This is a genomic window from Pseudoduganella sp. GW821-FHT05F09, assembly GCF_059419605.1.
The window spans coordinates 277,218-303,891 of sequence record NZ_JBWKSD010000008.1; the positions used below are offsets into that span (position 1 = coordinate 277,218).

The window sequence follows — 26,674 nt, forward strand, 5'->3', positions numbered from 1 at the left end:
GTCAAGCAACAGCCTGACATATAAATGTCGCCATCCTCCCACCGGGTTGAATTTTCGTTATACTTTCCTCAAGTAAAGCAAATCCAGCCGCCATGAACGCCCCCCATCCGCCCCTCTCACCGGAGCAACAGCCGCGCACCGGCCTCCGCAAGCTGCTGCAGCGGACGCTGCGGCCGCGCAACGCCGCGTTCCGCTGGGCCGCGCTGGCGCTAGCCATGGCGGCGGCGTGCGTGCTGGCGCAGCGCCAGCTGGTGTTCCAGCAGCACCGCAGCGAATTGGCCGCCGCCACCACCGAACTGGCCGCCCGCGTGCAGGGCGAAAGCAGCGAGAACAAGGTCATCGGCGGCGCTATCCTGATGGGCCTGGTCGAATCCAGCATCAAGCAGCTGCTGAACGGCAGCCTGGCCTTCGACTCCAACGAGATCCACGCCGACTTCGCCGCCATCATCGACCAGTACGGCGCCGACAACGTCTTCGTGGTCTCCGGCGACGGCACCACGCTGGCCTATCTGAACCGGGAAGGCAAGGCCACCGGCCTGGGGCGCAACCTGGCGTTCCGCCCTTACGTGCGGCGCGCGCTGGCCGGACAGGCCACGGTCTACCCCGCCATCGGCGGCACCTCGCACGAGCGCGGCCTGTATTTCGCCGCCCCTGTCCACGGCGGCAACAGCCGCGACACGCCCATCACCGGCGCCTACGCCGTCAAGATGCCGGTGGCCGACATCGACCGCCTGCTCGACAGCACCAGCGACCCGGTGCTGCTGCTGTCGCCGGACGGCGTGGTCTTCGCCAGCAACCGCGCGCCCTGGCTGCTCAAGCTGGCCGGGCAAGTGAGCGTGGAGCGGCGCGAGGAACTGGTGCGCGGCAAGCAGTTCGGCACCCTGTTCGACGACGACGGCCCCGAGCACCTGCCCTTCAATCCGGATAGCGGCGCGGTATGGCTGAACGGCTCCTTCCACGCGGTCGCCTCGGCGCAGCTGAACTGGCCGGACGACAGCGGCGGCCACTGGCGCGTGCTGCGCCTGCAGGACCGCAACGCCTGGCTGCCGCTGTGGCGCGACCTGGCGGCGGCCGCCGTGGCGCTGCTGGCCATGTGGCTGCTGGCACTGGTGGTCACCGGCCGCCAGCGCCAGCAGGAAACCACGCGCCGGCTGCGCTTCGAGAACGAGAAGCGCATGCGCGAAATCACCAACAACCTGCCGGTGGCGGTGTACCAGTTCCGCGTCGGCCTGGACGGCAAGCCGGCGTTCAACTTCATGAGCCCGGCCATTACCGCCATCACCGGCCTGCAGGCCAACGACGTGCTGGCCAATGGCAGCGTGCTGTTCTCGCTGCTGGACCCGGACGGCCGGGACGGCGCGGGCGGGCTGCTGTCGCAAGTGTCCGAAGCGGCGCTGCACCAGCTGCCGCTGCACCGCCGGCTGGCTTTTGGCGGCGGCCACGCGGGCGGCGGCAACGGCCACCTGGGCACGCGCTGGGTGGAGCTGCACTGCAGTTGCGCGCGCCAGCCGGACGGCCAGGACGTGTGGAACGGCTACCTGGCCGACGTCACCGCCGAGCACATTGCGGCGCAGGCGCTGGGCGCGGCCAAGCAGGCGGCGGAGGACGCCACGCGCAGCAAGTCCATGTTCCTGGCCAATATGAGCCACGAAATCCGCACCCCCATGAACGCCATCATCGGCATGAGCCACCTGGCGCTGAAGACCGGCCTCACGCCGCGCCAGCACGACTATGTGCAGAAGATCCAGCGCGCCGGCCAGCACCTGCTGGGCATCATCAACGACATCCTGGACTTCTCCAAGATCGAGGCCGACAAGCTGCAGGTCGAGCACACGCCCTTCGAACTGGCCCAGGTGCTGGAGAACGTCAGCACGGTGATCGCTGAAAAGATCGCCGCCAAAGGCCTGGAGCTGGTGTTCGACGTCGCCGGCGACGTGCCGGACAGCCTGGTGGGCGACCCGCTGCGCCTGGGCCAGATCCTCATCAACTACGCCAACAACGCCGTCAAGTTCACCGAGCGCGGCGAGGTGGACATCATCGTGCGCGTGCAGGCCAGCGCCGCCGGCAAGGTGCTGCTGCGCTTCGCCGTGCGCGACACCGGCATCGGCCTCACCCCGGAGCAGATGGCGCAGCTGTTCCAGAGCTTCCAGCAGGCCGACTCCTCCACCACCCGCAAATACGGCGGCACAGGCCTGGGCCTGGCCATCTCCAAAAAACTGGCGGAGCTGATGGGCGGCGCGGTGGGCGTGGAGAGCGAGCATGGCAAGGGCTCCACCTTCTGGTTCACCGCCAGCCTGGCGATAGGCACAGGCGAGCGCCGCGTGCTGCTGCCGCACCCGGACCTGCGCGGCCGCCGCATCCTGGTGGTGGACGACAACGACAGCGCGCGCGCCGTGCTGACCGGCATACTGGAGTCGATGCGCTTTGCCGCCAGCGCCGTGGCCTCCGGCCCCGAAGCGCTGGAGCGCGTGCGCGCCACGGCCGGCACGGCGGACGCGTTCGACGTGGTGCTGCTGGACTGGCAGATGCCCGGCATGAACGGCCCGGAAACCGCCGCCGCGCTGCAGGCCCTGGCTCGCGAACTGCAGCTGGAACATCCGCCGCGCCTGGCCATGGTGACCGCCTTCGGCCGCGAGGAAGTGCTGGCCCAGGCGCGCGCAGCCGGCATCGAGGACGTGCTGATCAAGCCGGTCAACGCCTCGGTGCTGCTGAACACCCTGATACGCCTGCTCGACGGCGAATACGAAGACGCCGCCGACAACGCGAGCCTGGCGGGCTTGCCGCTGCTGCAGTCCACCGCCGAGGCGCTGGCCAGCATCGCCGGCGCGCGCGTGCTGCTGGCTGAGGACAATGAACTGAACCAGCAGGTGGCGACCGAATTGCTGCTCGACGCCGGGCTGCTGGTGGACGTGGCCGGCAACGGGCTGGCGGTGCTGGAGATGGTGCGCAAGGAGCGCTACGACATCGTGCTGATGGACATGCAGATGCCGGAAATGGACGGTATCGAAGCCACCCGCAGGCTGCGCGCCATGCCCGAGCTGGACGCGCTGCCCGTCGTCGCCATGACCGCCAACGCCATGCAGAGCGACCGCGAACAATGCCTGGCGGCCGGCATGGCCGATTTCGTCAGCAAGCCCATCGAGCCGGACGAACTGTGGCGCGCCCTGCTGCGCTGGATACCACCGCGCCACGCGGCCGGCAATGACGCGCCAGCACCGGCGGCGGCAGCGCCACCCGATGCGTCGGCCGAAGACGATGGCGGCCTGCCCGCCGCCATTCCCGGACTGGACATGCAGGCCGGCCTGCGCCGCGTGCTGGGCAAGCGGCCGCGCTACCTGGCCATGCTGCGCGGCTTTGTCGCCAACCAGTCGGGCGCGGACGCGCGCATCGCCGCCGCCATCGCCGTCGGCGATAACGGTGACGCCGAGCGCATGGCCCACACCCTCAAAGGCCTGGCCGGCAATATCGGCGCCGACGCCCTGCAGCAAGCCGCGGCGGAACTGGAGCACGCCATCAGCGCGGGCGGCGCCACCGGCGAGCTGCAAGCCGCGCTGGCGCAGGAGCTGGCCGCGCAGCTGGCCGCCATCGCCGCCGCCCTGCCCCCGGAATCCGCCGCCGCGACGGATGCGGCAGGTGCGGGCACGCCGCCCGCCATCGACACCGCCCTGCGCGACGAGGTCCACGCCCAGCTGGTGCGCCTGCTGGCCGACGACGACGCCCAGGCCGAACGCGTGCTGCTTGAACACCAGGCGCTGCTGGCCAGCGCCTACCCCCACCACATCCGCCGCCTTCAGCAAGCTATCGGCCAGTTCGACTTTGAAACGGCGCTGGCCGTTCTTGAGGAAGTGCAGTCATGACCCCATCCACCGGTTTTCCACGCAAACCCATCATCCTCGTGGTGGACGACACGCCCGACAACCTCTCGCTGATGAGCGGCCTGCTGTCGGGCGACTACACCGTCAAGGTGGCCCCGAACGGCGCCAAGGCGCTGAAGATCGCCCACGGCGCAATGGGCGCCGCGCAGCCCGACCTGATCCTGCTCGACATCATGATGCCGGAAATGGACGGCTACGAAGTGTGCCGCCAGCTCAAGGCCGACCCGCTCACCGCCGCCATCCCCGTCATCTTCCTGACCGCGAAATCCGAAACCCGGGACGAGCAGCTCGGCTTCAAGCTGGGCGCGGTGGACTACATCACCAAGCCTATCAGCCCGCCCATCGTGCTGGCGCGGGTGCGCACCCACCTGACGCTGAAAGCCTCGTCCGACTTCCTGCGCGACAAGAACGCCTACCTGGAGCAGGAAGTGGAACGCCGCACCGGCGAAGTGAGCGCGCTGCAGGACGTCACCATCCTCACCATGGCCTCGCTGGCCGAAACGCGCGACAACGACACCGGCAACCACATCCTGCGCACGCAGTGGTACGTGAAGCTGCTGGCCGACCATCTGCGCCACCACCCGCGCTTCGAGGCCGAACTCACGCCCGCCTACATCGACGTGCTGTTCAAGTCCGCGCCGCTGCACGACATCGGCAAGGTCGGCATACCGGACCGCATCCTGCTGAAACCCGGCCGCTTCGGGCCGGACGAATGGGAAGTCATGAAGACCCACTGCGCGCTGGGACGCAACGCCATCCTGCACGCCGAGCAGCGCCTGGGCGTGGACGTGCCCTTCCTCAGCTGCGCCAAGGAGATCGCCTACTCGCACCAGGAAAAGTGGGACGGCAGCGGCTACCCCGAGGGCCTGGCCGGCGACGCCATCCCCTTGTCCGCCCGGCTGATGGCGGTGGCCGACGTGTATGATGCGCTGATCTCGCGCCGCGTCTACAAGGAAACGATGCCGCACGCGCAGGCCGTGGCGCTGATGCGCGAAGGACGCGGCAGCCACTTCGATCCCGACATCCTGGACGCCTTCGTGGCGCTGGAAGCCGAATGCAAAGCCATCGCCGACCGCTACATCGACAGTGATGAAGACCTGAAACCCCAAGCGCAATGAACTTCGAAAAACTCAACTTCCTGGTGGTGGACGACGTTCCCGCCATGTGCCAGATCACGGCCAACCAGCTGCGCGCGCTGGGCGCGCTCGACGTGCAGACCGCCAGCAACGGCGCGGACGCCTTGCGCCTGCTGCAAAGCCGTCCCATCGACCTGGTGCTGTCGGACTGGAACATGCCGCTGATGGACGGCCTGGAACTGCTGCGCCATATCCGCGCCGACGAAAAGCTGGCCGGCATTCCCATGGTGATGGTCACAGCGGAAGCGGACCGCGACCGCATTGCGCAAGCCATCACCAGCGGCGTGTCCGACCTGCTGGTCAAGCCCTACACGCGCCAGCGCCTGGAAGACAAGATCGCCGGCGCGCTGAGCCGCCGCGTGCGCCTGCCCGGCGCCGCAACGCCTCCAGCATCCGCCGCTGCGGCGGCCCGTCCGCAAAGCCAGGCGGCGCCACCGCAGCCCACCCTGCTGGTGGTGGACGACACGCCGGAAAACCTGCGCCTGATCGCGGACCTGTTCGAAGGCCAGTACCGCGTGCGCGTGGCGCACAACGGCCCCAAGGCGCTGGCCATGTGCAGCTCGGACAATCCGCCCGACCTGGTGCTGCTGGACGTGATGATGCCCGGCATGGACGGCTTCGAAGTGGCGCAGCGCATGCGCGAGCATCCGGGCAGCGCGCACATCCCCATCATCTTCGTCACCGCGCTGACCGACGAAGCGGCGCGCCGGCGCGGCCTGACGCTGGGCGCGGTCGATTTCGTCAGCAAACCGGTGGACCCGGACGTGCTGCAGCTGCGCGTCAACAACTTCATGCGCTACATCGCCGTGCACCTGCAGCGCCAGGCGGAATACGACGCGCTGCTGGAAACGGCGCGCCTGCGGGAAGACGTGGAACGCATGCTGCGGCACGACATCAAAGGCCCGCTGGCCGGCGTGCTCGGACTGGCGCAGCAACTGGCGCAGCAGCTCGCAAATCCGTCTGCCGCCCCAACCGGCGCCGACCACGCGCTGCAAGCCCAGCTCATCGCCGCCACGGCGCAGCAGGCGCTGGACACCGTCAAGCTCTCGGCCGACCTGTTCATGATAGAAACCGGCACCTTCCAGCTGGTGGCCGAGCCGCTGGACCTGTCCGCAGCGCTGCACAAGGTGGCGCACGCCACGCGCGCCGCCTGCGCAGGCAGCAATGTCGCCATTACCGTGGACGCCCCCGCCGGCGCCGGCCACGCGCTGGGCGACGCCACGCTATGCCTGGCCATTTTGCACAACCTGGTGAAGAACGCCTGCGAAGCCGCCGCCGCCGTGCCGGGCGGCCAGGTGGCCATCAAGCTGCACGACGGCAGCCCCCTGCTGGTCACCATAGACAACAGCGGCGCCGTGCCCGCCGCCATGTGCGAGCGCTTCTTTGAGCGCTACGCCTCCTTCGGCAAACAAGGCGGCAGCGGCATCGGCACCTACTCGGCCCGGCTGCTGGCCGAAGCGCAAGGCGGCAGCCTGGCCATGAGCACGGACGACGACCGGAACAGCACCACCCTGGCGCTATCGCTGCCGCGCGCTGCCTGAAGTGTGACAATGCGCGAGAATTGGCCACGAAGAATATTGCTACAATGCATTTTTAATGCATCAGGGCAATAGCTTCATGGCCAGCGACGACTACGCAGCATCCATCACCACCGCCGGCAAACTGCAGCTCGGCAGCATTTCCACCGGCACCAATGAAGTCTGGACCGACGCCGACTGGTTCAAAATCCGCTTGACCGCCGGCACCGCCTACTCTTTCGAAGCCGCCCACACCAGCAGCACGCGGGACAGCGACAGCTCCGTCTTCCTGGACGTCTACGACGCCGCAGGCAACACCGCCGCCGCCACCATCCGCAAGACCTGGGCCGGCTCCATCGCCACCTTCACCCCCGCCGTCAGCGGCGACTACTACGTCGGCGTGCGGGGCAACCTGGCCACCACGCTGGCGGTGGACTACACCTTGCGCGCCGCCACCTTGCCGGCGGGCGACGTGGGCAACACGCCGGCCACTGCCGGCATCCTCGAGCTGGACAAGAAGCTCACCGGAAAATTCGAAGCCCTGCCCGACATCGACACCTATGCAGCCGTGCTGGAAGCGGGCACCACCTATGCTGTTACGCCGGACTGGGGCTCCAGCGGCACCAACGGCAGCGCCCCCGGCCTGATCCGCGTGCTCGGACCGGACGGTGAATACATCATGAGCAACGTCACCTATGGCGGCACGGCCTTTTCTTTCAGCAGCACCAAGGCGGGGACCTACTACATCTCCGCCGCCGCCAGCAACAGCACCGGCCATACCGGCGACTACACGCTCAAGCTGAGCAAGCCGGAAGACGACTTCGGCGCCACTGCCGCCAAGGCCGGCGCGCTGACGGTGGGCCAGGCCAGGGACGGCATCATGGAAGCGACCTTTGACCGCGACTGGTTCTCGGTGGAGCTGGTGGCGGGCAAGACCTACTGGCTTACCCTCTCCAACACATACGACCGCTTCTTCCCGCGCGGCGAACTGCAGCTGATGGACGCCAGCGGCAATGTGCTGGCCACCGACGCCGGCCAGGTGTCGACCAGCAGCCCCTTGCTGATCTCCTACGTTCCCGAGAAATCCGGCACCTACTACCTGCAAGCCACCGACACGACAGGCGCACCCGGGCGCTACCAGGTCGCCGCCAAGGAAGGGATGCCGGACGATTATGGGGACACGAACGCCAGCGCAGGCTCGCTGCTGGCCGGCAGCGCCGTCGACGGCAAGACCCAGTACGGCGGCGACAAGGACGTGTTCAAGGTCGCCGTCCAGGCGGGCACCACTTATCTGTTCGAACTGAAGGCCGGCACGGCCGCAAACATGTCGTGGCTAACGCTGAGCGGCGCCGACGCCGAAGGAACGGCCAACGGCCTGGTATCCCACACCGCCCCCGAGTTTTCCGGCTACCTGTCCTATACCGCCAGCTACACCGGCGACTACTACGTCACGGCGGCCAGCGGCAACAGCCAGCGCGAGATCGCCTACACGCTCACCGCCACGGTGCCGGCGGCGGACGACTACGCGTCCAGCAGCGCCACCACCGGCGTGCTGGCGGCCGGCGCCGCCCGGGTTGGCGGCGCCATCAACTACCGGGGCGATTCGGACTGGTTCAAGCTCAAGGTCACCGCCGGCAACAAGTACATAGTCCGCCTGGACGGCGTGGGCAACGGCGGCACGCTGGCCATGACGGGCAACAAGTCCACCGTGGAGCTGCACCACGGCGCGGCGATGGACTGGCTCACCCCGATGGGCGGCCTGGACGGCGCCTACTACGGCTTTATCGCGCTCAAGGACGAAGACCTCTATCTGGCCGTGCGCCCCGGCCCCTATCCGTACAGCGAATCCCCGAAAAACCATATCACCGGCAGCTACTTCCTGAGCATGACCGACGTCACGGCGGACAAGACGGCGCCGGTGCTGACCGGACTCAGTCCCGGCAACGGCGCGCGCTACGCCAGCCCCACCGCCAGCATTGGCATCGAATTCAACGAATCCATCCGCCTGGGCAGCGGCGAGATCCGCCTGCTCGGCCAGGACGGCGCCGTAATCCAGTCCTGGAAAAGCACCGACTACAGCGGCCTGCGCCTGCTGGACGGCCTGCTGCTGCTCGACCCGTGGACCGCGCTGCAGCCGGGCCAGACCTATTTCGTCGATATGCCCGCCGGCAGCATACTCGACCTGGCCGGCAACGCCTTCCCCGGCACGAGCCAGTACCACTTCACCACGGCCCCCGTGGTGGCGGCCAGCACCAGCGGCAACGACTTCCTGGCCGGCAGCGGCACCGGCAAGCGCATCGACGGCGGCGCCGGCATCGACACCGTCGTGTTTGACGACAACCGCAAATACTACCTGCTGGAACGCAAGGCAACGGAAACCAAGGTCACCTCGGGCAACACCACCGAGCTGCCCGGCGACACCCTGACCGGCGTGGAGCGCCTGAAATTCCGCGACGCCAGCGTGGCCCTGGACATCGACGGCAACGGCGGGCAGGCATACCGCATGTACCAGGCCGCGCTGAACCGCACGCCGGACAAGGCCGGCCTGGGCTACTGGATGGAGCGCCTGGACCATGGCGGCACGCTGGCCGGCATCGCACAGGACTTCCTGTCCAGCGCCGAAGCGCAGGCGCTGTACGGCGCCGCCCCCACCGACCAGGCCTTCCTCACCAGCATGTACAGCAATGTGCTGCACCGCGCGCCCGACAGCGGCGGCCTGGCGTACTGGCTGGGCATCCTGCACGGCGGCAGCGCGCGCGCCGAGGTCCTGGCCGCCTTCAGCGAGAGCCCCGAAAACCAGGCCGCCTTGCTGACCATCATAGGCAACGGCTTCGATTACACGCCGTTCGGCTGACCTGCCCATGCACTGCCCGGATCCGGGCAGTGCTGCCCCCTTACGGGCAATCCCCCGTAGCGGCGGGCCTGCGCGCGGCGCTGTGATGCGCACGCAAGCCCTTGTTTAAACGGCGATTTCCCCGCTGCCCCACCCCTGGCACGGCCTTTGCAAAGGAAGCTGCATTCTTATGCTCAACGCCGCCCCATGGACACTGCACTTCCCCCCGACATCATCCGCCGCCGCCGGCGCCGCACGCTGGCTGCGGCAGCCGCCGCGCTGGCCCTGGCCTGCGCCGCCGCGTGGGGCATCAACCGCGCGGCCGGCCCGAGCGTCAGCATGAACGATATCGCCGTGGCCGAGATCCGGCGCGGCAGCATCGCCAATACCGTCAGCGCCGCCGGCGTGGTGGTGCCGGAACACGAGGAACTGGTGCCCAGCCCCATCCAGAGCCGCGTGGCCAAGGTGCACGCCAAGCTCGGGCAGCAAGTGGCGGCCGGCGAGCTGCTGCTGGAGCTGGACGACCGCAGCGTGCGCCTGGCGCTGGACGCCGTCCGCGAGCAGATCGCGCAGCAGGACAACCGCATCCTCGGCCTGACGCTGGACATGGACCAGAAACGCAAGCAGTACGCCAGCGCCATCGAGCTGCTGGAGTTGGACCTGCAAAGCACGCGCGCCAAGCGCGAACGCTACGCCACGCTGCGCGCCGCGGGCGCGGTCTCCGGCGAGGACATGCTGACGGCGGAACTGAACGTGCAGCGCACCGAGGTGCAGCTGCGCCAGCAGAAGGAACTGATAGAAGACAACCGCCGCAGCACCGCCAGCGGCGTGGAAGGCGCGCGGCTGCAGAAGTCCATCCTGCAGAAGCAGCTGGACCAGCAGCGTATCCTGCTGGCGCAGACGCAGGTGCGCGCGCCCTTCGCCGGCATGCTGACCTCCCTCGCGGCCGAAGAAGGCGCCGCCGTCGCCGTGGGCCAGCTGGTGGCCAAGGTGTCCGACCTGGGCCACTACCGCGTGGAGGCCACGCTGTCCGACTTCCATACGCGCCTGCTCAGCCCCGGCCAAGCCGTGCGCGTGGAACAGGGCAAGCAGCTGCTGGCGGGCCGCGTGCACACCATCCTGCCGGAGATCCAGAACGGCACCGTCAAGCTGCTGGTGGCGCTGGAGCAGCCCAGCCACGCCCTGCTGCGCAACAAGCTGCGCGTGGACGTCAACATCGTCACCGAACAGAAAACCAATGTGCTGGTGGCCGACAGCGGCCCGGCCTTCAACGGCAAGGGCCGGCAGGCGGTGTTCGTGCTGCGCGGCGGCACGGCGCGCAAGGCCATGCTCGACATCGGCGCCAGCGACGGCAAGGCGGTGGAGATCGCGGGCGGCGCGCAGGCGGGCGAGCGCGTCATCATTTCCGACGTCAGCCGCTACAAGGAACTCGACAGCATCCGCATTGAACAATAATTCGACAATAATTCAACAATAAGGAGCACACCATGATACAGCTGGAAAAAGTAAGCAAGACCTACCAGACCGACAAGGTGGAAACGCTGGCGCTGAAGGATATCGACCTGCACGTGAAGGAGGCCGAATTCGTCTGCATCATGGGGCCCAGCGGCTGCGGCAAGAGCACCCTGCTCAACCTGATCGGCCTGCTGGACCGGCCTGGCGCGGGCGCCATCCGCGTTGGCGGCGCGCCGGTGAAGTCCTACCGCGACAAGGACGTGGCCACGCTGCGCAACCGCACCTTCGGCTTCATCTTCCAGAACTTCCACCTGATCGGCGACCTGCGCGTGATCGACAACGTGGAACTGCCGCTGCTCTACCGCGCCAGCATCACGGCGGCCGAGCGCAAGCGCCTGGCGCGCGAGGCGCTGGAGAAGGTGGGACTGGGCGCGCGCATGGAGCATTATCCCAACCAGCTCTCCGGCGGGCAGCAGCAGCGCGTGGCGATTGCGCGCGCCATCGTGGGCCGGCCGCAGGTGCTGCTGGCCGACGAGCCGACCGGCAACCTCGATAGCAAGATGGGCGCGGAAGTGATGGACATCCTGCTCAAGCTGAACGCCGAGGGCACCACCGTGGTGATGGTGACGCACGACGAAACGGAGGCGCGCCGCGCCAACCGCATCGTGCGCGTGTTCGACGGCCAGCTGGTCGCGTAAGGAGGCCGCATGCTGCGCAACTATCTGCTCACGGCCTTCAAGGTCTTCATGCGGCGCAAGCTGTTCACCGCCATCAACCTGGCCTGCATCATGCTCACGCTGGTGGTGCTGCTGGTGGTGACGGCGCTGCTGCAAAACGCCTTCCAGCCCAGCGGCGTGGAAGGCCGCAGCAACCGCTACCTGCAAGTGCACATGCTGGAGTCGCGCCTCACGGGCGAGCACAAGGTGCGCCGCAGCCCGCTGGGCTACAAGCTGATCGAAACATACCTGAAGCCGATGAAGTCCGCCCAGCTGGTGTCCGCCGTCACCGGCCCGGAGGACGTCTCGGTCTACCAGGGCGACCGCGTCAGCCAGCTGCTGCTGCGCCGTGCGGACGCCGAATACTGGCAGATCCTGGACTTCAAGGTGCTGGCCGGGCGCGTGCTGAACGCGGACGACATGGCGCAGGGCCGCATGGCGGCGGTCATCAACGAATCGAGCGCACGCAAGCTGTTCCCGGGCGCCGCCGCCGTGGGGCAAAAGATCAACGCCGGCGGCCAGGTGTTCGAGGTGGTCGGCGTGGTGGAGGACGCGCTGCACCTGAACGCGCTGTCCGACATCTGGGCGCCCATCACCACCTTCCCTTCCAGCGCATACCGCACGCAGATGTCCGGCGAATTCACCGCGCTGCTGCTGGGCCGCAGCGAAGCCGACCTGCCGCTGATCCGGCAGGAAGTGGAGCGCATCGCCCGCGGCGTGCAGTTCGACGATCCGCGCGAGTGGAACTCGGCCCGCTTCTGGGCCGACACCAAGCTGGGGCTGTTCTCGCGCATGGTCACGCAAAGCGAAGGCGCCGATTCCGGCTCGGCCACCGTGCTGGCGGTGATCAGCGTGCTGATGCTGCTGTTCATGCTGCTGCCCGCGCTGAACCTGGTGAACCTGAACATGGGCCGCATCATGGAGCGCAGCAGCGAGATCGGCGTGCGCAAGGCCTTCGGCGCCACCAGCGCCCAGCTGGCCGGCCAGCTGCTGCTGGAGAACGTGCTGCTGTGCCTGGCCGGCGGCGCGCTCAGCCTGCTGTGCACCTGGGGCGTGCTGGCATGGCTGGAAGCGTCCGCCCTCATCCCCTACCTGAAAGTGCAATTGAACTTCACCGTGTTTGCCTACGGCCTGCTGGTCACCATCGTGTTCGGACTGCTGTCCGGCGTGGCGCCGGCCTGGAAAATGTCCCGCCTCGATCCTGTCCACGCCCTGAAGGGAGCCGCCTGATGCTGCGCCATTTGCTGAAACTGATCTGGAAGCGCAAGTCGCGCAACCTGATGCTGACGCTGGAAATCCTGCTGGCCTTCGTGCTGGTGTTCGCCATCGCCGCCTTCGCCGCGCGCAGCTGGCAGCTGTACCGCATGCCGCTGGGCTTCCAGCACGCCAGCGTGTGGGCGGTCACCATCCAGACCGGCAAGGACGAGGCGCAGAAGGACGATGAAGCGCTGCGCGGCCAGTTCCGGCGCGTGCTGGAAGCCATGCCGGAAGTGGAGCAGGCGGCCTTCACCACCTTCGCACCCTTCCAGAACTCGGACATGCGCAGCACCTTCCAGGTTCCGGGCGGGCCTACCATGCCCGCCTCCTTCATGGAAGCGAGCGACGAGGCCTTCTCCGTGCTGGGCATGTCGCTGGAGGCCGGCGACTGGTACTCCGCTGCGGACGACGGCGCCGCCGGCGCGGTGGTACTCAACCGCCGCTTCGCCGAGGCGCTGTTCCCGGGGCCGGACGCGGTGCGCGCGGCCATCGGCAAGACCTTCATCACCAGCACCAGCACCTCGGCCGAGCCGGAGCGCTACCGCGTGCGCGGCGTGGTGGAAGACTACCGGCGCGGCGGCGAGTTCGGCACGCCGGCCAATTTCATGTTCCTGCGCTACGGCCCGGGCGGCACCGTGCACGGCCTGCGCACCATCCTGCTGCGCCTGAAGCCGGACACGCCGCGCGCTTTCGAGGCCTCCTTGCAGCGCCAGCTCAAGGGCGTGCGCGGCAACTGGTCGTACACGGTGGCGCCGCTGAACGACCTGCGCGCCAGCAAGCACAAGATGGACATGGCGCCGCTGATGGTGCTGTCGGTGGTGGCGGCCTTCCTGCTGCTGATGGTGGCCTTCGGCCTGTTCGGCGTGCTGTGGCAGAACACCACGCGGCGCATCCCCGAGATCGGCCTGCGCCGCGCCGTGGGCGCCAACGCCGGCGACATCTGCCGCCAGATCATCGCCGAGCAGTTCCTGCTCAGCAGCGTGGCCATGCTGGCCGGCCTGGCGCTGCTGGTGCAGCTGCCGCTCACCGGCGCGCTGGGCGCCAGCCTGGACTGGCCGGTATTCCTGGTGGCGGCGGCACTGGCGATGCTGATTATCTATCTGCTATCCTTGCTTTGCTCGCTATACCCCGGCTGGCGCGCCAGCCGCCTGAGCCCCACCGACGCACTGCATTACGAATAGAACGGTATCAATGGAATCATCACGCAAGCCCCGCATCCTCATTATCGACGACGACAGCGCCGTGCTGGTCTCGCTGGCCCTGCTGCTCAAGCAGTCCGGCCTCGATCCGCACAGCTGCGACGACCCGCGCCAGGCCCTGGCGCTGCTGGCCGCCGAACCGTTTGACCTGGTGCTGCAGGACATGAACTTCTCGCTGCAGACCAGCGGAGAGGAAGGCCTGGCGCTGCTGGGCCGCATCCGCCAGCAGCATCCAGCCATGCCGGTGCTGCTGATGACGGCCTGGGGCTCGATTGCGCTGGCGGTGAAAGGCATGCAGGCCGGCGCGGCCAACTTCTTCACCAAGCCGTGGGACAACGCGCAGCTGGTGGAGCTGATACGCGCCACGCTGGAGCTGGCGCAGCCCAGCACCCCGCCCGCCGCCCCCACGCGCGCCGCGCTGGACCGCCAGTTCGACTTTCGCGGCATCGTCGGCGAGCACCCCGCCCTGCTCAAGCTGCTGGCCACCGTGGGCCAGGTGGCGGCCACGCGCGCACCGGTGCTGATCCTGGGCGAGAGCGGCTGCGGCAAGGAGCTCATCGCCGACGCCATCCACCGCAACAGCCCGCGCGCCGCGCAGGCGCCGGTGAAGATCAATATGGGCGCCATCACGCCCTCGCTGTTCGAGAGCGAAATGTTCGGCCACGTGCGCGGCGCCTTCACCGACGCCAAGGCCGACCGCAAGGGCCATGTGGCGGCGGCGCACGGCAGCACGCTGTTCATGGACGAAATCGGTGAGCTGGACCGCGCCGGCCAGGTGAAGCTGCTGCGCGTGCTGCAGGACCAGAGCTACCTGCCGGTGGGCGCCAGCCGCAGCGAACAGGCGGACATGCGAGTGGTGTCCGCCACCAACCGCGAGCTGGCGGAACAGGTGGCGTCCGGCGAGTTCCGCGAGGATCTGTACTACCGGCTCAACCTCATCACGCTGCGCCTGCCGCCGCTGCGCGAACGCCGCAGCGACATTGCGCTGCTGGCACGCCACATCACGGCCGAAGTGGCGGCCAGCTACGGCCTGGCCGACGTCAGCCTGGCGCAGTCCGCGCTGGACTGGCTGGGCGCCCAGCCTTGGCCCGGCAACATCCGCCAGCTGAAGCAGACGCTGGAGCGCACCATGCTGCTGTCCGGCAAACGCGTGCTGGCGCAGGCGGACTTCGTGGACGCCGAGCAGCGCGACGCCGCCGCCGCGCGCGGCTCCGGCCTGGACGTGGACGGCATGACGCTGGAACAGGTTGAACGCCACATGATAGAAAAGGCGATGGAGCAGCACCAGGGCAATATCTCGCGCGTGTCCAAGGCGCTGGGGCTGAGCCGCAACGCCCTGTACCGCCGCCTCGAACGGCACGGCATGGGCAGCGCGCCGGGCGATGCGGACGGCGGAAGCATATGATGGGCTTGCGGCGCCGCCTGCAGCTCTACCTCGCCATGCTGCACCTGCTGCTGCTGGCGGTGGTGCTGCTGCACTACCGCGCGCAGCCGCTGGTGTTCATCGGCCTGGAGGCCGCGCTGCTGGCCAGCTGGGCGCTGGGCTTGCGCCTGATACGCCAGGCGCTGGAGCCGCTGGCCTACACCCAGCGCTTCCAGGGCCTGCTGCAAGACCAGGACTACGCCGCCCGCCTGCGTAGCGCCGCCGGCACGGAACAGGGCGAACTGGGCGAGCTGCTCAAGCTGTTCAACGGCATGCTGGACGCGCTCTACCAGGAACGCCTGCGCCTGGGCGAGCAGCAGGGTTTTCTCGACCGCCTGCTCGAAGCCACGCCCAGCGCGGTCGTGGTGTACGACTTCGACGGCCGCATCAGCCTGGCCAACGCCAGCGCCAGCGCCCTGCTCGGCCTCAACGCGCCGGAAGGCAGCCCGCTGCGCAGCCGCAGCCTGCTGGAGCAGCTGGACGCGCTGCCGCCGGGCGAGAGCCGCTTGTTGAGCGACCAGGACGGCCGCCGCTACCGTGGCCAGCGCGGCCAGTTCTACGACCGGGGCTTCGCGCGCCACTTCCTGCTGATAGACGAACTGACGGCCGAGCTGGCGGACTCCGAACACGCCACCTATGAAAAAATGATACGCGTGCTGGGCCACGAGGTGAACAACACGGTGGCCGCCACCGCCTCCGTGCTGGAGTCGCTGCTGTACTACCGCAGCCAGCTGGCCGAGCGCGACGCGGAGGACTTCAGCACCGCCATCGTAGCGGTCAAGAGGCGCAATGTGCGGCTGGGCGAGTTCATCGAACGCTTCACCCGCGTGGTGAAGATGCCGGCGCCCGAGCTGCGCCCCGCCGCCATCGGCGCCATCCTGGACGACATCGTCGGCCTGTACCGCGAGCCCTGCCGCAGCCGGGGCATTGCGCTGGCGTGGACGCGGCGCGACGAGGTGCCGCTGCTGCCCATGGACAGCCAGCTCATGGAGCAGGCCCTGCTCAACCTCGTCAAGAACGCCATGGAGGCGGTGGAAGCGGCCATGCAGGAACAGGGGCTGCAAAGCGGCCACGTCCACCTGTCGCTGACGGCGGCCGAAGGTGGCGCGCGCCTGAGCATCGCCGACTCGGGCGACCGGCTGGGCGGCGTGCCGGCCAGCCAGCTGTTCACGCCCTTCTTCACCACCAAGAAAGGCGGCCAGGGCATAGGCCTGCTGTTTGCGCGCGAAGTGCTGAACCGCCACGGCTACGCGCACAAGCTGGCCTCCACCGGCGCCGGCGAGACCAGTTTCGATATCTGGCTTGCGCCGGCCTGAGGTGGATTTCCAACGAAAAACAGATATGGATAGCCGTAAATATTCCATAGCGTAGCCGGCCACTGCCGCGCAAGCCTCAGGATTTGCCATTAAAATGGCCCGGCTTATTGTTTTTCCTTATAAGGCCGGCCCATGGCAATCAATGTAATACTCAATCTGGCGGTGGCGCTCGCGCTGCTGGCCTTCATGATTACCCAGCAGCGCAAGCACGCCAGTTTCACCGTGCGCGTATTCAGCGGCCTCGGCCTGGGCGTGCTGCTGGGCGCCGGCCTGCAAGCGATCTACGGCGCGGCCAGCCCGGAACTGAAAACCACCACCGACTACCTGGACATCATCGGCACCGGCTACGTGAAGCTGCTGCAGATGATAATCATGCCGCTGATTATGGTGTCCATCATCGGCGCCATCCTCAAGCTCAGGAACGCGTCCTCGCTGGGCAAGATCAGCGCGCTGACCATAGGCACGCTGATCGCCACCACCATCGTGGCGGCCGGCATCGGCATCCTGATGGCCAAGGTGTTCGGCCTGAGCGCCGTCGGCATCACCGCCAACGCGGCCGAAGCGGCGCGCGGCGCCTACCTGCAAGGCAAGCTGGGCGATGCGCAGGCCATCAACCTGCCCGGCATGCTGATCAGCTTCATCCCCGCCAATCCCTTCCTGGACCTGACCGGCGGGCGCAAGACCTCCACCATCGCGGTGGTGATCTTCTCCATCTTTATCGGCATCTCGGCCATCGGCATCCACGACAAGAAGCCGGAGCTGTTCGCCTCCTTCGACCACTTCATCAAGGTGGCGCACGCCATCGTGATGCGCATGGTCACGCTGGTGCTGCGCCTGACGCCCTACGGCGTGTACGCACTGATGGCGGTGCTGGTGGCCAGCTCCAGCTATGCCGACATCCTCAAGCTGATCAGCTTCGTGCTGGCCTCCTACAGCGCGCTGCTGCTCATGTTCTGCGTGCACCTGGCGCTGGTGTCGGCGGCCGGCCTGAACCCGCTGCGCTACGTGCAGAAGATCTTCCCGCTGCTGGCCTTCGCCTTCACCTCGCGCAGCAGCGCCGGCGCCATCCCCATGAGCGTGCAGACCCAAACGCGCCGCCTCGGCACCTCCGAAGGCGTAGCCAACTTTGCGGCCTCGTTCGGCGCCACCATAGGCCAGAACGGCTGCGCCGGCATCTACCCGGCCATGCTGGCGGTGATGATCGCCCCCACCGTGGGCGTGGACCCGTTCACGGCGGCCTTCATCGCGCCGCTGCTGGCCATTATCGCCATCGGCTCGGTGGGCGTGGCCGGCGTGGGCGGCGGCGCCACCTTCGCGGCGCTGATCGTGCTGTCGTCCATGAATTTGCCGGTGGCGCTGGCTGGCCTGCTCATTTCCATCGAACCGCTGATCGACATGGGCCGCACCGCGCTCAACGTCAGCGGTTCCGTCACGGCCGGCGCCGTCACCAGCCGCGTGCTGGGCGAAACCGATATGGCCGTGTTCAACGGCAACGCCGAACTGGGCGAGGAAAGCGACGCCGGGCAGGACAGCAAAGCGGCCTAAGCACGCTTGCGCCGCGCTTTGGTAAATTCGTCTAGCATGGGCCGCACGACTTTACCGGAGCGGCGGCATGGAACAAAAGTGGCCCCAGCAGATATGGCTGGTGCGGCATGGACAGAGCGCGGGCAATGTGGCGCGCGAAGCGGCCGAAGCAGCGTCTCAGTTTCTGATCGACATCGCCCACCGGGATGTCGACGTGCCGCTGTCCGAACTGGGCCAGCGCCAGTCGCGCGCGCTGGCGGCCTGGTTCGGCGCCCTGCCCGCAACGCAGCAGCCCGAGGTGGTGCTGCACTCCCCCTATGTGCGCGCCAGCGGCACCGCCGCCGCCGTCATTGAACAGCTGGGCCGCGCGCGCCTGACGGTCATCGCCGACGAGCGCCTGCGCGAAAAGGAATTCGGCATACTGGACCGGCTCACGCCGCTGGGCATCGCCGACAAATTCCCCGAGCTGGCCGAGCAGCGCCAGCACGTGGGCAAATTCTATTTCCGTCCGCCGGGCGGCGAAAGCTGGTGCGACGTCATCCTGCGCCTGCGCAGCGTGCTCGACACCATCACCCGCGAATACCGGGGCGAGCGCGTGCTCATCGTCGCCCACCAAGTGATCGTGAACTGCTTCCGCTACCTGCTGGAGCGCATGGACGAGGCCGAGATCCTGGCGGTGGACCGCCAGGCGGACGTGCCCAACTGCGGCGTGACCTCCTATCTGTTCGACCCGGCGGCGGGCAAGCACGGCAAGCTGGTGCTGCAGGCGGCCAACTTCGTGGCGCCGCTGGAAGACAGCGGCACGCCGGTGACCGCCAAGCCGGACGTGCCCGCCGCGCCCAAGTCCTGAGCGCCAGCGCGCCATCCAGGGAGCCATCATGCCCAGCAGCCACCGCGACGCCATCGACATCAGCCTGCGCACGCTGCGCGAATGGCCGCTGCCCATGCCCAATTTCGACAGCGACAAGGAAGTGCGCGGCCACGTGCTGATCGTGGCCGGCTCGCGCGAGATGCCGGGCGCCGCATTGCTGGCGGCCACGGCGGCGCTGCGCGCGGGCGCCGGCAAGCTGACGCTGGCCACGGCCGCCAGCACGGCGGCGCAGGTGGCGACCGCCCTGCCCGAGGCGCGCGTGATCGGGCTGGCGGAAACGGCCGGCGGCGGCTTCTCCATCGAAGCGGCGCGCAAGCTGGGGGAACTGGCGCACCGGGCGGACGCGCTGCTGATCGGCCCCGGCATGCAGGACGAGGCGGCCAGCGCCGAGCTGGTGCGGGCGCTGCTGCCGCGCTGCGCGGGCTGCAAGGTGATACTGGACGCCGGCGCCATGGAACTGCTGCGGCCGCCCGCCGAACCGCATTTGCTGGCAGAGCCGGTGGACAGCGAACACTTCCGCTTTAGCGAACCGGTGCTGCTGACGCCGCATGCGGGCGAACTGGCGCACCTGTGCGGCCTGTCGCGGCAGGCGGTGCAGGCCGAGCCGCACAGCGTGGCGCAGCGCTGCGCGGCGCGCTGGAACGCCGTGGTGGCGCTGAAGGGGCCGCTGACGGTGATCGCTGCGCCGGATGGGCAGCTGTGGGAACACATGGGCGGCAATATCGGCCTGGCCATTTCAGGATCGGGCGACGCGCTGGCCGGCATCATCGCCGGGCTGGCGGCGCGCGGCTGTGTGCTGGAGCAAGCAGCGGCCTGGGGCGTGGCGCTGCACGCGGCGGCCGGCGAACAGCTGGCGCTGCGCTATGGCCTGCTGGGCTATCTGGCGCGGGAAATTTCGGCGGAAGTGCCGGCGCTGCTGCGCACGCTGGCGCCCGCGTAAAACAAGCGGGAACCTTTGTACCGCATACGTATCAAAGCAATGGGACTTACTCTGGCGAGCATTCTTGGAAACATCTCACCGTGAAAGGAAACACCATGAAAGTATCTAGCACCGCGCTGCTGCTGAGCGCAATCCTCGCCGCCGGTACACTGGCGGGCTGCAAAAACCGCACCGCGGACACCGGTACCAGTACCGGCACCACGGACAGCGCCACCACCCCGGCCACGACGCCGCCGGCTGCTGCACCCACCCCTGCGCCAGCCACGACGCCGGACACCACGATGCCGGCGCCTACCACTCCGACCGACCCGAACGCCACGCCGCCCGCCCCCACGCAGCCGCCCAGCAGTGGCACGTCGGGGACGTCCGGCACCACGGGCAGCGGCAGCAAGGACACGCCGCCGGCGAAACAGCAATACTGAGGCGATGGCGCGGCTGCGCCTGGCGGGTTACGCAGCTTTGCCGCTAACCCGCCATGCCGGCTTAGAACTGGTAGTTGTACGCCACACCCAGCAATTGCAGATGGGTCTGGTACGTGCCGCGCGTGGTTTCACCGTTGCCGGTGCAGCCCGCGGTCAGCGGCGAGCAGTTGTTGCGGTAGTTGGTGTTGCCGTCCTTGAAGTCCAGGAAGCTGTACGCCAGGTCGATCGACGAACGCGGCGACAGCTTATAGTTGGCGCCCACAGAGAACTGGTTGCGGTCGCTGTCCGGCAGCGCCGGGTGGCGCAGTTCGTCGCTGTTCACCGGGGTCTGGTCGTAGGCAACGCCGCCGCGCAGCGTCAGCTTGTCGTCGTACTTGTAGTTGGCGCCCAGCGATACGCGCACGCTGTTCTTCCATTGCTGGCGGATCACTTCGTCGCCCTCGTTAGTGCCGGGGAACTGGATGTGCAGGTCGCCCATGCGGTCATGGCGGGTCCAGGTGACGTCGCCCATGGCGGCCCAGCGCGCGTTGATCTGGTGGAAGCCGTTCACCGACAGCGTCTCCGGCGTGCGCAGCGCCACCAGGGCGGCCGAATTCACCTTGCGCGAGCTGGCGGCCAGCACCTTGTTCACCACCGCGTCCGTGGTCACGTTGGAGAAGTCCCACACGGTCGAGCCTTTCAGCTTGTGCGAGATCGACGAACGGTAGGCGATGCCGAAGCGGGTGTCCTTGTCCAGCTGGAACATATAGCCGAGGTTGAAGCCGTAGCCCCAGTCCTTGCCGTCGTTCTCGCCACGGCCATCCTTGACCGCCGCCAGCGCGGCCGGGTTGCCGCCCAGCGCCATGATCTGCTTGACCAGTGCGGCGCTGTTCGGGGTGCCCGCCAGCGCGGCCACGGTGCCCGGCACGTCCACGGCCTGGCCCAGTTCGGCCTTCATGAACTCGGCCGTCAGGCCGAAACCGAAGGAGTGCTGCTCATTCAGCTTGAACGACGCCGACGGGTTGAGCGCGATGGCTTCCAGCTTGATATTGGTCAGCGCGTAGCGGCCGGTCCAGTTGTCGCCGTAGTTCAGCTTGGTGCCGTATGGTACGAACATGCCCAGGCCGGCGCTCCACTGGCTGTTGATCTGCTTGGTGTAGTACAGCGAGGGCGCCACGACCACATCCGGCGCGTAGCCGTCGGTGGCGGTGCCGCCGCTGCTGGTGCCGGTGAAGCGCTTGGAGCCGGTGTCGTTATAGGTCGAATGCGGCACCACGGCGGTGGCGCCGGCGCTGAAGTTCTGGCCTTGCAGACGGCTCATGCCGGCCGGGTTGTAGTACAGCGCGCTCGCGTCGTCGGCTTCGGCGGCGTTGGCGTCGGCCGTGCCTTGCGCGGCCACGCTCTGGGAGCCGAAGCGGTAGCCGGAAGCCAGGGCGGAGGTGGACATGGCGGCCAGTGCGGCGGCCACGATCAGGGTCAGGTGTTTGGATTTCAAGGCGGGTCTCTGCTTTTTACTATGTAGTTGCTATTGTCATATCCCGGCAGCGGCCAGCCGGCGCCGGGCGGGGGGCGTAGCATACTACATTTGTGAAGCAACCAATAGGCAGCGCCAATAAGAAAGGGACCCGCCTGGGGTCCCTTTCTGGAGAAGTCCGGCCTTACGCGGCTGGCTTCAGGCTGGGGCCGCCACGCCCCGTCAGCTTGAGCACCACCCATTTCAGGGCGCGGTAGACCAGGCGGATGAAGGTCAGCGTCAGCAGCGCTTCGATGAAGGTCACCAGGAAGGCCACCAGCGTAGGCCAGCGCAGTGCGCGGCGGCCATATTTGGCCACGGCGCGGTCGCGCGCGATCTCGATGCTGTCATAGAAGGTCGGCACCACCAGCAGCGTCAGGATGGTCGAGGTGATGGTGCCGCCGATAATGGCGACCGCCAGCGGACGGTAGAACTCGCCGCCCTCGCCCAGGCCCAGCGCGACCGGGAACATGCCCGCGATCAGCGCAAAGGTGGTCATCAGGATGGGGCGCAGACGCATGCGGCCGGCGTGCATCAGCGCGTCCTCGCGGCCGTAGCCCTCTTCCTCGCGCTTGCGGGCCGCATCCAGCAGCAGGATGGCGTTCTTGGCCACCAGGCCCATCAGCATGATGATGCCGATAAAGCTCATCAGGTTCAGCGTGCCCTTGGTGAGCAGCAGCGCCAGCACCACGCCGATCAGCGACAGCGGCAGCGACAGCATCACGGCGATAGGCGCGGTGAAGGAGCCGAACTGCATCACCAGGATCAGATACATCAGGCCGATACCGGCCACCAGCGCGATGGTCATTTCCGTGAACAGCTCTTTCTGGTCCTTGCCGGCGCCGCCCAGCGACAGGCCGTAGCCCGGCGGGAAGTCGATCTCCTTGGCCAGCTTCATGGCGTCGGAGGTCACTTCGCCCACCGAGCGGCCCTGCGCATTGGCCGAGACCGAAATCAAGCGCTTGCCATCCTTGTGGGTGATGGTGGCCGGGCCTTTGCCCATGGTGACGCGGGCGATCTGGTCCAGCGGCACCATCTGCGCCGTGCCGGTCACGGCGATCGGCAGGCGCTCGATGTTCTCGGAGCCGGTGCGGTCTTCCGGATGCAGGCGCACCGCCACGTCGCGCGATTCGCCGGTCGGGTCGACCCAGTCGCCCACTTCGATGCCGGCGAAGGCCACCCGCAGCGCTTGCGCCGCGTCGCCCGCCGAAATGCCCATGGAGTTGGCCAGGCCGCGGTCCAGCTCGATCTGCAGCTCGTCCTTGGGATCCTGCTCGGACAGGCCGACGTCCACCGCGCCCGGCACCTGGCGCAGCTTGTCCATATAGGCGCTGGTGATGGCCATCAGCTTGCGGGTGTCCGCGCCGGTGAACTCCACCTGGATAGGCTTGCGGTTGCCGTTGCTCAAATCGTCCAGCACCACGAACTCGGCGCCCACCAGGCCGCTCAGCTTGGTGCGCAGCTCGGCCGCGGCCTCGGCGGCGGAACGCTTGCGCTCCTTCTTCTTGCCCAGGTCCACATACACACGGCCGCCGCTCAGATTGATATAGGCATTGGTCTTCGGATTCTCAGGCAGGCTGCGCGCGATTTCCGCCGCTTTTTCCAGCTTCAGGCGCGAGTAGTCCAGGCTGCTCGAGGACGGCGTGCGCACGTCGATCATGATGGTGCCGTAGTCCGACTGCGGCAGGAAGCTCGAGCCGCCGAACTTGGCGTGCAGCACGATGGCGCCGACAAAGGTCAGCAGCGCGATCGCGGTCATCCAGCGGCGGTGGTGCAGCGCCCAGCCAATCACCTTGCCGTAGCGGTCGGCCTGGTGGTCGAACCAGTCGTTGAAGCGGGCCAGCACCTTGCTCAGGCCCTTCTTCGGCGCGGTGTGGTGGTCAGGCGGGTCGCCCCAGAAGGCCGACAGCATGGGGTCCAGCGTGAAGGAGATGAACAGCGACACCATCACCGAGCAGGTCACGGTCAGCGCGAAGGGACGGAACCATTCGCCCGACACGCCCGGCATCACCGCCACCGGAATGAACACGGCCATGATGGAGAAGGTGGTGGCCGCCACGGCCAGGCCGATCTCGGCCGTGCCTTCCAGCGCGGCCTTGCGGCGGTCCGAGCCCATCTGCATATGGCGCACGATGTTTTCCCGCACCACGATGGCGTCATCGATCAGCACGCCGATCGCCAGCGACAGGCCGAGCAGCGTCATGAAGTTCAGCGTGAAGCCGCACAGCCAGACCGCGATAAAGGCCGCGATCACCGAGGTCGGCAGCGACAGCGCGGTAATCAAGGTCGAGCGCCAGGAGTTCAGGAAGGCGTACACCACGAAAATGGTCAGCACGGCGCCGAACACCAGCGATTCGATCACGTTGTTCAGATTGCTTTCCGACTCCTCGCCGCCGTCCTGCGTGACTTCGATTTCCGTGCCTTGCGGCAGTTCCTTGTTGACGGTCTTGACCATCTCGCGGATCGCGTTGGCCACCTTGACGGTGGACGCGTCGCGCGAGCGGGTGACCGAAATGCCCACATTGGGCTTGCCGGAGCGCTGGCTGACGTTGTTGATTTCGGCGAAGCCGTCTTCAATCGTGGCCAGCTGGCCCAGGCGGATGATCTCGTCGCCGCGGCGCTTGACCACCACGGCCTGGAAGTCTTCCGGACGCTCGATGCGGCCGACCAGGCGGATGCTCTTTTCATCCAGCGAACCGCGCACCTTGCCCACCGGCGCATTGGTGTTCTGCATGCGCAGCGCATTGGTGACGTCGCCCACCGACACATTGTATTCGCGCAGCTTCTCGGCGCGCAGCAGCACGCTCAGCTCGCGCCGCAGCGAACCGTTGACGGTCACCGTGGACACGCCGTCGATGGCGCGGAAGCGGTCCGCCAGCTGGTCCTCGGCCAGGCGCGAAATCACCGCGTGGCTTTGGGTCTTGGACGACACCGACATCTGCATGATGGGCTCGGCCGACAGGTCCAGCCGCTGCACCACCGGCTCGCGCATCTCGGTCGGCAGCTTGTAGCGCACCGAGGCGATCGAGTTGCGGATCTCGTCGGTCGCTTCGATCAGGTTCTTGCTGAAGGTGAACTTCATCTGGATGCGCGCCTGACCTTCGGACGCGGTGCTGACCGTTTCCGTCACGCCGGTGATGCTCTGCAGCGATTTTTCCAGGCGGTTGATGATCTCGCGCTCCACCGTCTCGGGCGAGGCGCCCGGATACGGCACGGTGACGAAGATCATCGGCACTTCCACGTCCGGACGCTGGTTGACGCGCAGCTTGGACAGGGCCATCAGGCCCAGGCACATCAGCGCGATAATGATCACGATGGTGGCGATGGGCCGCTTGATACTGAAATCGGATAAGAACATGGATTAGTTTCCTTTGCTGCCGTCGGCAGGGGCCGAAGCCGAGGCGACCGCTTTCGGCGCCGACAGCTCGACCTTCTGGCCGTCCTTGAAGTTCGAGCCCGGCGTGCGCATCACCACGTCGCCGCTGGCCAGGCCGGATTTGACCTGCCAGTTGCCGCTGCGGTCGTCGCGCACACCCAGCGTGACCGGGGTTTTCACCAGGGTCCGGTCCTTGACGCGCCAGGTGTAGCTGTTGTCGCCGTTCAGCACAAGGGCCGAGCTCGGCATCATCAGGGTGGAGGTCGTTTCGGCTTCCACGCGGCCTTCGGCGTACAGGCCGGCCACGCGCGATTGCGATTTTTCGGTGAAGTCCACCAGCACCTCCACCTGGCGGGTGACCGGATTGGCGGCCGGATCGACGCGCTTGACCTTGCCGTTGAAGCTCTGGCCCGGGTAGCCGTTGATGCGGAACACCACCTGCTGGCCCACTTTCACCACGCCGATCTTGTCGGCCGAAACCAGGCCCTCGAAGCGCATGGAGGTGGGATCGATCACCTTGATCAGTTCCTTGCCGATCTGGGCCGTGTCGCCGTTCGACACCTTGCGCTCGCTGACGATGCCGTCGAACGGCGCGCGCACCTCGGTGCGGTGCAGCTGCTGGCGGGCGGTGACGGTGCGCGTCTTGGCGGCGGCCAGGTCGCTCTGGGCGTTGTTGCGGCGGATTTCAGCATCCTCCAGCGCCTGGGCCGAGGTCATGCCGGAGGCGCGCAGGGTTTTCTGGCGCTCCAGCATGCGGGTGGCCTGCTCCAGCGACTGGCTGGAGGCGCGCATGGCCTCGTCGGCCGAATTCAGGCCGTCGCGGATCGAGGTGTCGTCCAGGCGCACCAGCAGGTCGCCCTTTTTCACGGATTCGCCGTTTTCCTTCATTACCTGGAGCACAATCGCGCTCACCTCGGCGCGCAGGTCCGCCTTGCGCTCGGGCTGCACCGAACCGGTGATGACGGGGCCGGACGCCAGCGCGTTGGTCTCCACCTTCACAAGATCCTCGGGCGCCGCGATCAGCGTGGCCGGGGCCTTCTTGTCGCCGGCCTTGTCGCCGGCCTTGGCCGTGGCTGAGGCGCTGGCGTCTTTCTCAGGTTCCTTGCCAGGCTTGCCGCAGGCGACCAGGGCTGATGCGACGGCGAGCGCCAAGATGGTTTTGCGCAACATAAAGTGTCTCCGAGTATAAAGGATGCTGAATTTACAAAACTACAAGCTGCGCAGTATCGGTTAACTGCGCTGCCGGGTCAATCGGGGAAAGACGGAACGCCGGAATACGCGACTGAAATGCAAATAACGGGGGCGAACTGCAAAAAACGGCT

Annotated in this window: 17 protein-coding genes; 14 read left to right on the forward strand and 3 right to left on the reverse strand. The window is 67.5% G+C overall.

All coding sequences use genetic code 11. The annotated features are described in order from the left end of the window. The first annotated feature begins 92 nt into the window (after positions 1-92). The 14 genes from AC07S4_RS24715 to AC07S4_RS24780 all read left to right on the forward strand — a co-directional run bounded on the left by AC07S4_RS24715 (position 93) and on the right by AC07S4_RS24780 (position 20,484). Positions 93-3,857 carry a response regulator gene (locus tag AC07S4_RS24715; protein ID WP_494989129.1) on the forward strand — a complete coding sequence of 1,255 codons (3,765 nt, stop codon included), beginning with the start codon at positions 93-95 and terminating at the stop codon, positions 3,855-3,857. Next, the gene (locus tag AC07S4_RS24720) at positions 3,854-4,993 is read left to right on the forward strand and encodes a response regulator (RefSeq protein ID WP_494989130.1); all 1,140 of its coding nucleotides are present in this window, start codon (positions 3,854-3,856) and stop codon (positions 4,991-4,993) included. Before AC07S4_RS24715 ends, AC07S4_RS24720 begins: the two co-directional genes overlap by 4 nt. Then, entirely contained in the window at positions 4,990-6,552 is a 1,563-nt protein-coding gene (locus tag AC07S4_RS24725) for an ATP-binding response regulator (RefSeq protein WP_494989131.1), read from the forward strand. Before AC07S4_RS24720 ends, AC07S4_RS24725 begins: the two co-directional genes overlap by 4 nt. Before the next feature lie 55 nt (positions 6,553-6,607). Next, on the forward strand, positions 6,608-9,382 hold the full coding sequence (locus tag AC07S4_RS24730) for a DUF4214 domain-containing protein (protein WP_494989132.1): 2,775 nt from the start codon (positions 6,608-6,610) through the stop codon (positions 9,380-9,382). Between the two features lie 186 nt (positions 9,383-9,568). Next, positions 9,569-10,816 (forward strand): efflux RND transporter periplasmic adaptor subunit, encoded by a 1,248-nt coding sequence (locus AC07S4_RS24735; RefSeq protein WP_494989133.1) that lies wholly within the window; start codon positions 9,569-9,571, stop codon positions 10,814-10,816. Positions 10,817-10,848: 32 nt separating this feature from the next. Beyond that, positions 10,849-11,514: an ABC transporter ATP-binding protein gene (locus AC07S4_RS24740; RefSeq protein ID WP_494989134.1), complete on the forward strand. Its 666-nt coding sequence runs from the start codon at positions 10,849-10,851 to the stop codon at positions 11,512-11,514. A 9-nt stretch (positions 11,515-11,523) separates the two neighbouring features. Continuing rightward, entirely contained in the window at positions 11,524-12,762 is a 1,239-nt protein-coding gene (locus AC07S4_RS24745) for an ABC transporter permease (RefSeq protein WP_494989135.1), read from the forward strand. Then, positions 12,762-13,970 (forward strand): ABC transporter permease, encoded by a 1,209-nt coding sequence (locus AC07S4_RS24750; RefSeq protein ID WP_494989136.1) that lies wholly within the window; start codon positions 12,762-12,764, stop codon positions 13,968-13,970. Before AC07S4_RS24745 ends, AC07S4_RS24750 begins: the two co-directional genes overlap by 1 nt. Positions 13,971-13,980: 10 nt before the next feature. Continuing rightward, positions 13,981-15,393, forward strand: a complete 1,413-nt coding sequence (locus AC07S4_RS24755; RefSeq protein WP_494989137.1) for a sigma-54-dependent transcriptional regulator — start codon at positions 13,981-13,983, stop codon at positions 15,391-15,393. Further along, positions 15,390-16,727, forward strand: coding sequence for a sensor histidine kinase (locus AC07S4_RS24760; RefSeq protein WP_494989138.1), 1,338 nt, complete (start codon positions 15,390-15,392; stop codon positions 16,725-16,727). The genes AC07S4_RS24755 and AC07S4_RS24760 overlap by 4 nt, the downstream gene beginning before the upstream one ends. Positions 16,728-16,859: 132 nt before the next feature. After that, positions 16,860-18,272 (forward strand): L-cystine transporter, encoded by a 1,413-nt coding sequence (locus AC07S4_RS24765; protein ID WP_494989139.1) that lies wholly within the window; start codon positions 16,860-16,862, stop codon positions 18,270-18,272. 67 nt (positions 18,273-18,339) lie between these two features. Then, positions 18,340-19,101, forward strand: coding sequence for a histidine phosphatase family protein (locus tag AC07S4_RS24770; protein ID WP_494989140.1), 762 nt, complete (start codon positions 18,340-18,342; stop codon positions 19,099-19,101). A 28-nt stretch (positions 19,102-19,129) separates the two neighbouring features. Beyond that, positions 19,130-20,062, forward strand: coding sequence for an NAD(P)H-hydrate dehydratase (locus tag AC07S4_RS24775; protein WP_494989141.1), 933 nt, complete (start codon positions 19,130-19,132; stop codon positions 20,060-20,062). Between the two features lie 95 nt (positions 20,063-20,157). Next, on the forward strand, positions 20,158-20,484 hold the full coding sequence (locus AC07S4_RS24780) for a hypothetical protein (protein WP_494989142.1): 327 nt from the start codon (positions 20,158-20,160) through the stop codon (positions 20,482-20,484). Between the two features lie 61 nt (positions 20,485-20,545). Here the strand turns inward: AC07S4_RS24780 and AC07S4_RS24785 are convergent, their stop codons facing one another. From AC07S4_RS24785 to AC07S4_RS24795, 3 genes are all read right to left on the reverse strand, one after another. Beyond that, the gene (locus AC07S4_RS24785) at positions 20,546-21,958 is read right to left on the reverse strand and encodes an OmpP1/FadL family transporter (protein ID WP_494989143.1); all 1,413 of its coding nucleotides are present in this window, start codon (positions 21,956-21,958) and stop codon (positions 20,546-20,548) included. 163 nt (positions 21,959-22,121) lie between these two features. Continuing rightward, complete coding sequence (locus tag AC07S4_RS24790) at positions 22,122-25,334, reverse strand: efflux RND transporter permease subunit (protein WP_494989144.1); 3,213 nt, start codon at positions 25,332-25,334, stop codon at positions 22,122-22,124. 3 nt (positions 25,335-25,337) lie between these two features. Next, positions 25,338-26,522, reverse strand: coding sequence for an efflux RND transporter periplasmic adaptor subunit (locus AC07S4_RS24795; RefSeq protein ID WP_494989145.1), 1,185 nt, complete (start codon positions 26,520-26,522; stop codon positions 25,338-25,340). Positions 26,523-26,674: the final 152 nt, after the last annotated feature.

Excerpts from the sequence above, each read along its gene's own strand:
- AC07S4_RS24750 (WP_494989136.1), top strand. The coding sequence starts at position 12,762 with ATGCTGCGCCATTTGCTGAAACTGATCTGGAAGCGCAAGTCGCGCAAC.
- AC07S4_RS24795 (WP_494989145.1), bottom strand. The coding sequence starts at position 26,522 with ATGTTGCGCAAAACCATCTTGGCGCTCGCCGTCGCATCAGCCCTGGTC.
- AC07S4_RS24745 (WP_494989135.1), top strand. The coding sequence starts at position 11,524 with ATGCTGCGCAACTATCTGCTCACGGCCTTCAAGGTCTTCATGCGGCGC.
- AC07S4_RS24720 (WP_494989130.1), top strand. The coding sequence starts at position 3,854 with ATGACCCCATCCACCGGTTTTCCACGCAAACCCATCATCCTCGTGGTG.
- AC07S4_RS24735 (WP_494989133.1), top strand. The coding sequence starts at position 9,569 with ATGGACACTGCACTTCCCCCCGACATCATCCGCCGCCGCCGGCGCCGC.
- AC07S4_RS24730 (WP_494989132.1), top strand. The coding sequence starts at position 6,608 with ATGCATCAGGGCAATAGCTTCATGGCCAGCGACGACTACGCAGCATCC.
- AC07S4_RS24790 (WP_494989144.1), bottom strand. The coding sequence starts at position 25,334 with ATGTTCTTATCCGATTTCAGTATCAAGCGGCCCATCGCCACCATCGTG.
- AC07S4_RS24740 (WP_494989134.1), top strand. The coding sequence starts at position 10,849 with ATGATACAGCTGGAAAAAGTAAGCAAGACCTACCAGACCGACAAGGTG.
- AC07S4_RS24715 (WP_494989129.1), top strand. The coding sequence starts at position 93 with ATGAACGCCCCCCATCCGCCCCTCTCACCGGAGCAACAGCCGCGCACC.
- AC07S4_RS24770 (WP_494989140.1), top strand. The coding sequence starts at position 18,340 with ATGGAACAAAAGTGGCCCCAGCAGATATGGCTGGTGCGGCATGGACAG.
- AC07S4_RS24725 (WP_494989131.1), top strand. The coding sequence starts at position 4,990 with ATGAACTTCGAAAAACTCAACTTCCTGGTGGTGGACGACGTTCCCGCC.
- AC07S4_RS24755 (WP_494989137.1), top strand. The coding sequence starts at position 13,981 with ATGGAATCATCACGCAAGCCCCGCATCCTCATTATCGACGACGACAGC.
- AC07S4_RS24765 (WP_494989139.1), top strand. The coding sequence starts at position 16,860 with ATGGCAATCAATGTAATACTCAATCTGGCGGTGGCGCTCGCGCTGCTG.
- AC07S4_RS24760 (WP_494989138.1), top strand. The coding sequence starts at position 15,390 with ATGATGGGCTTGCGGCGCCGCCTGCAGCTCTACCTCGCCATGCTGCAC.
- AC07S4_RS24775 (WP_494989141.1), top strand. The coding sequence starts at position 19,130 with ATGCCCAGCAGCCACCGCGACGCCATCGACATCAGCCTGCGCACGCTG.
- AC07S4_RS24780 (WP_494989142.1), top strand. The coding sequence starts at position 20,158 with ATGAAAGTATCTAGCACCGCGCTGCTGCTGAGCGCAATCCTCGCCGCC.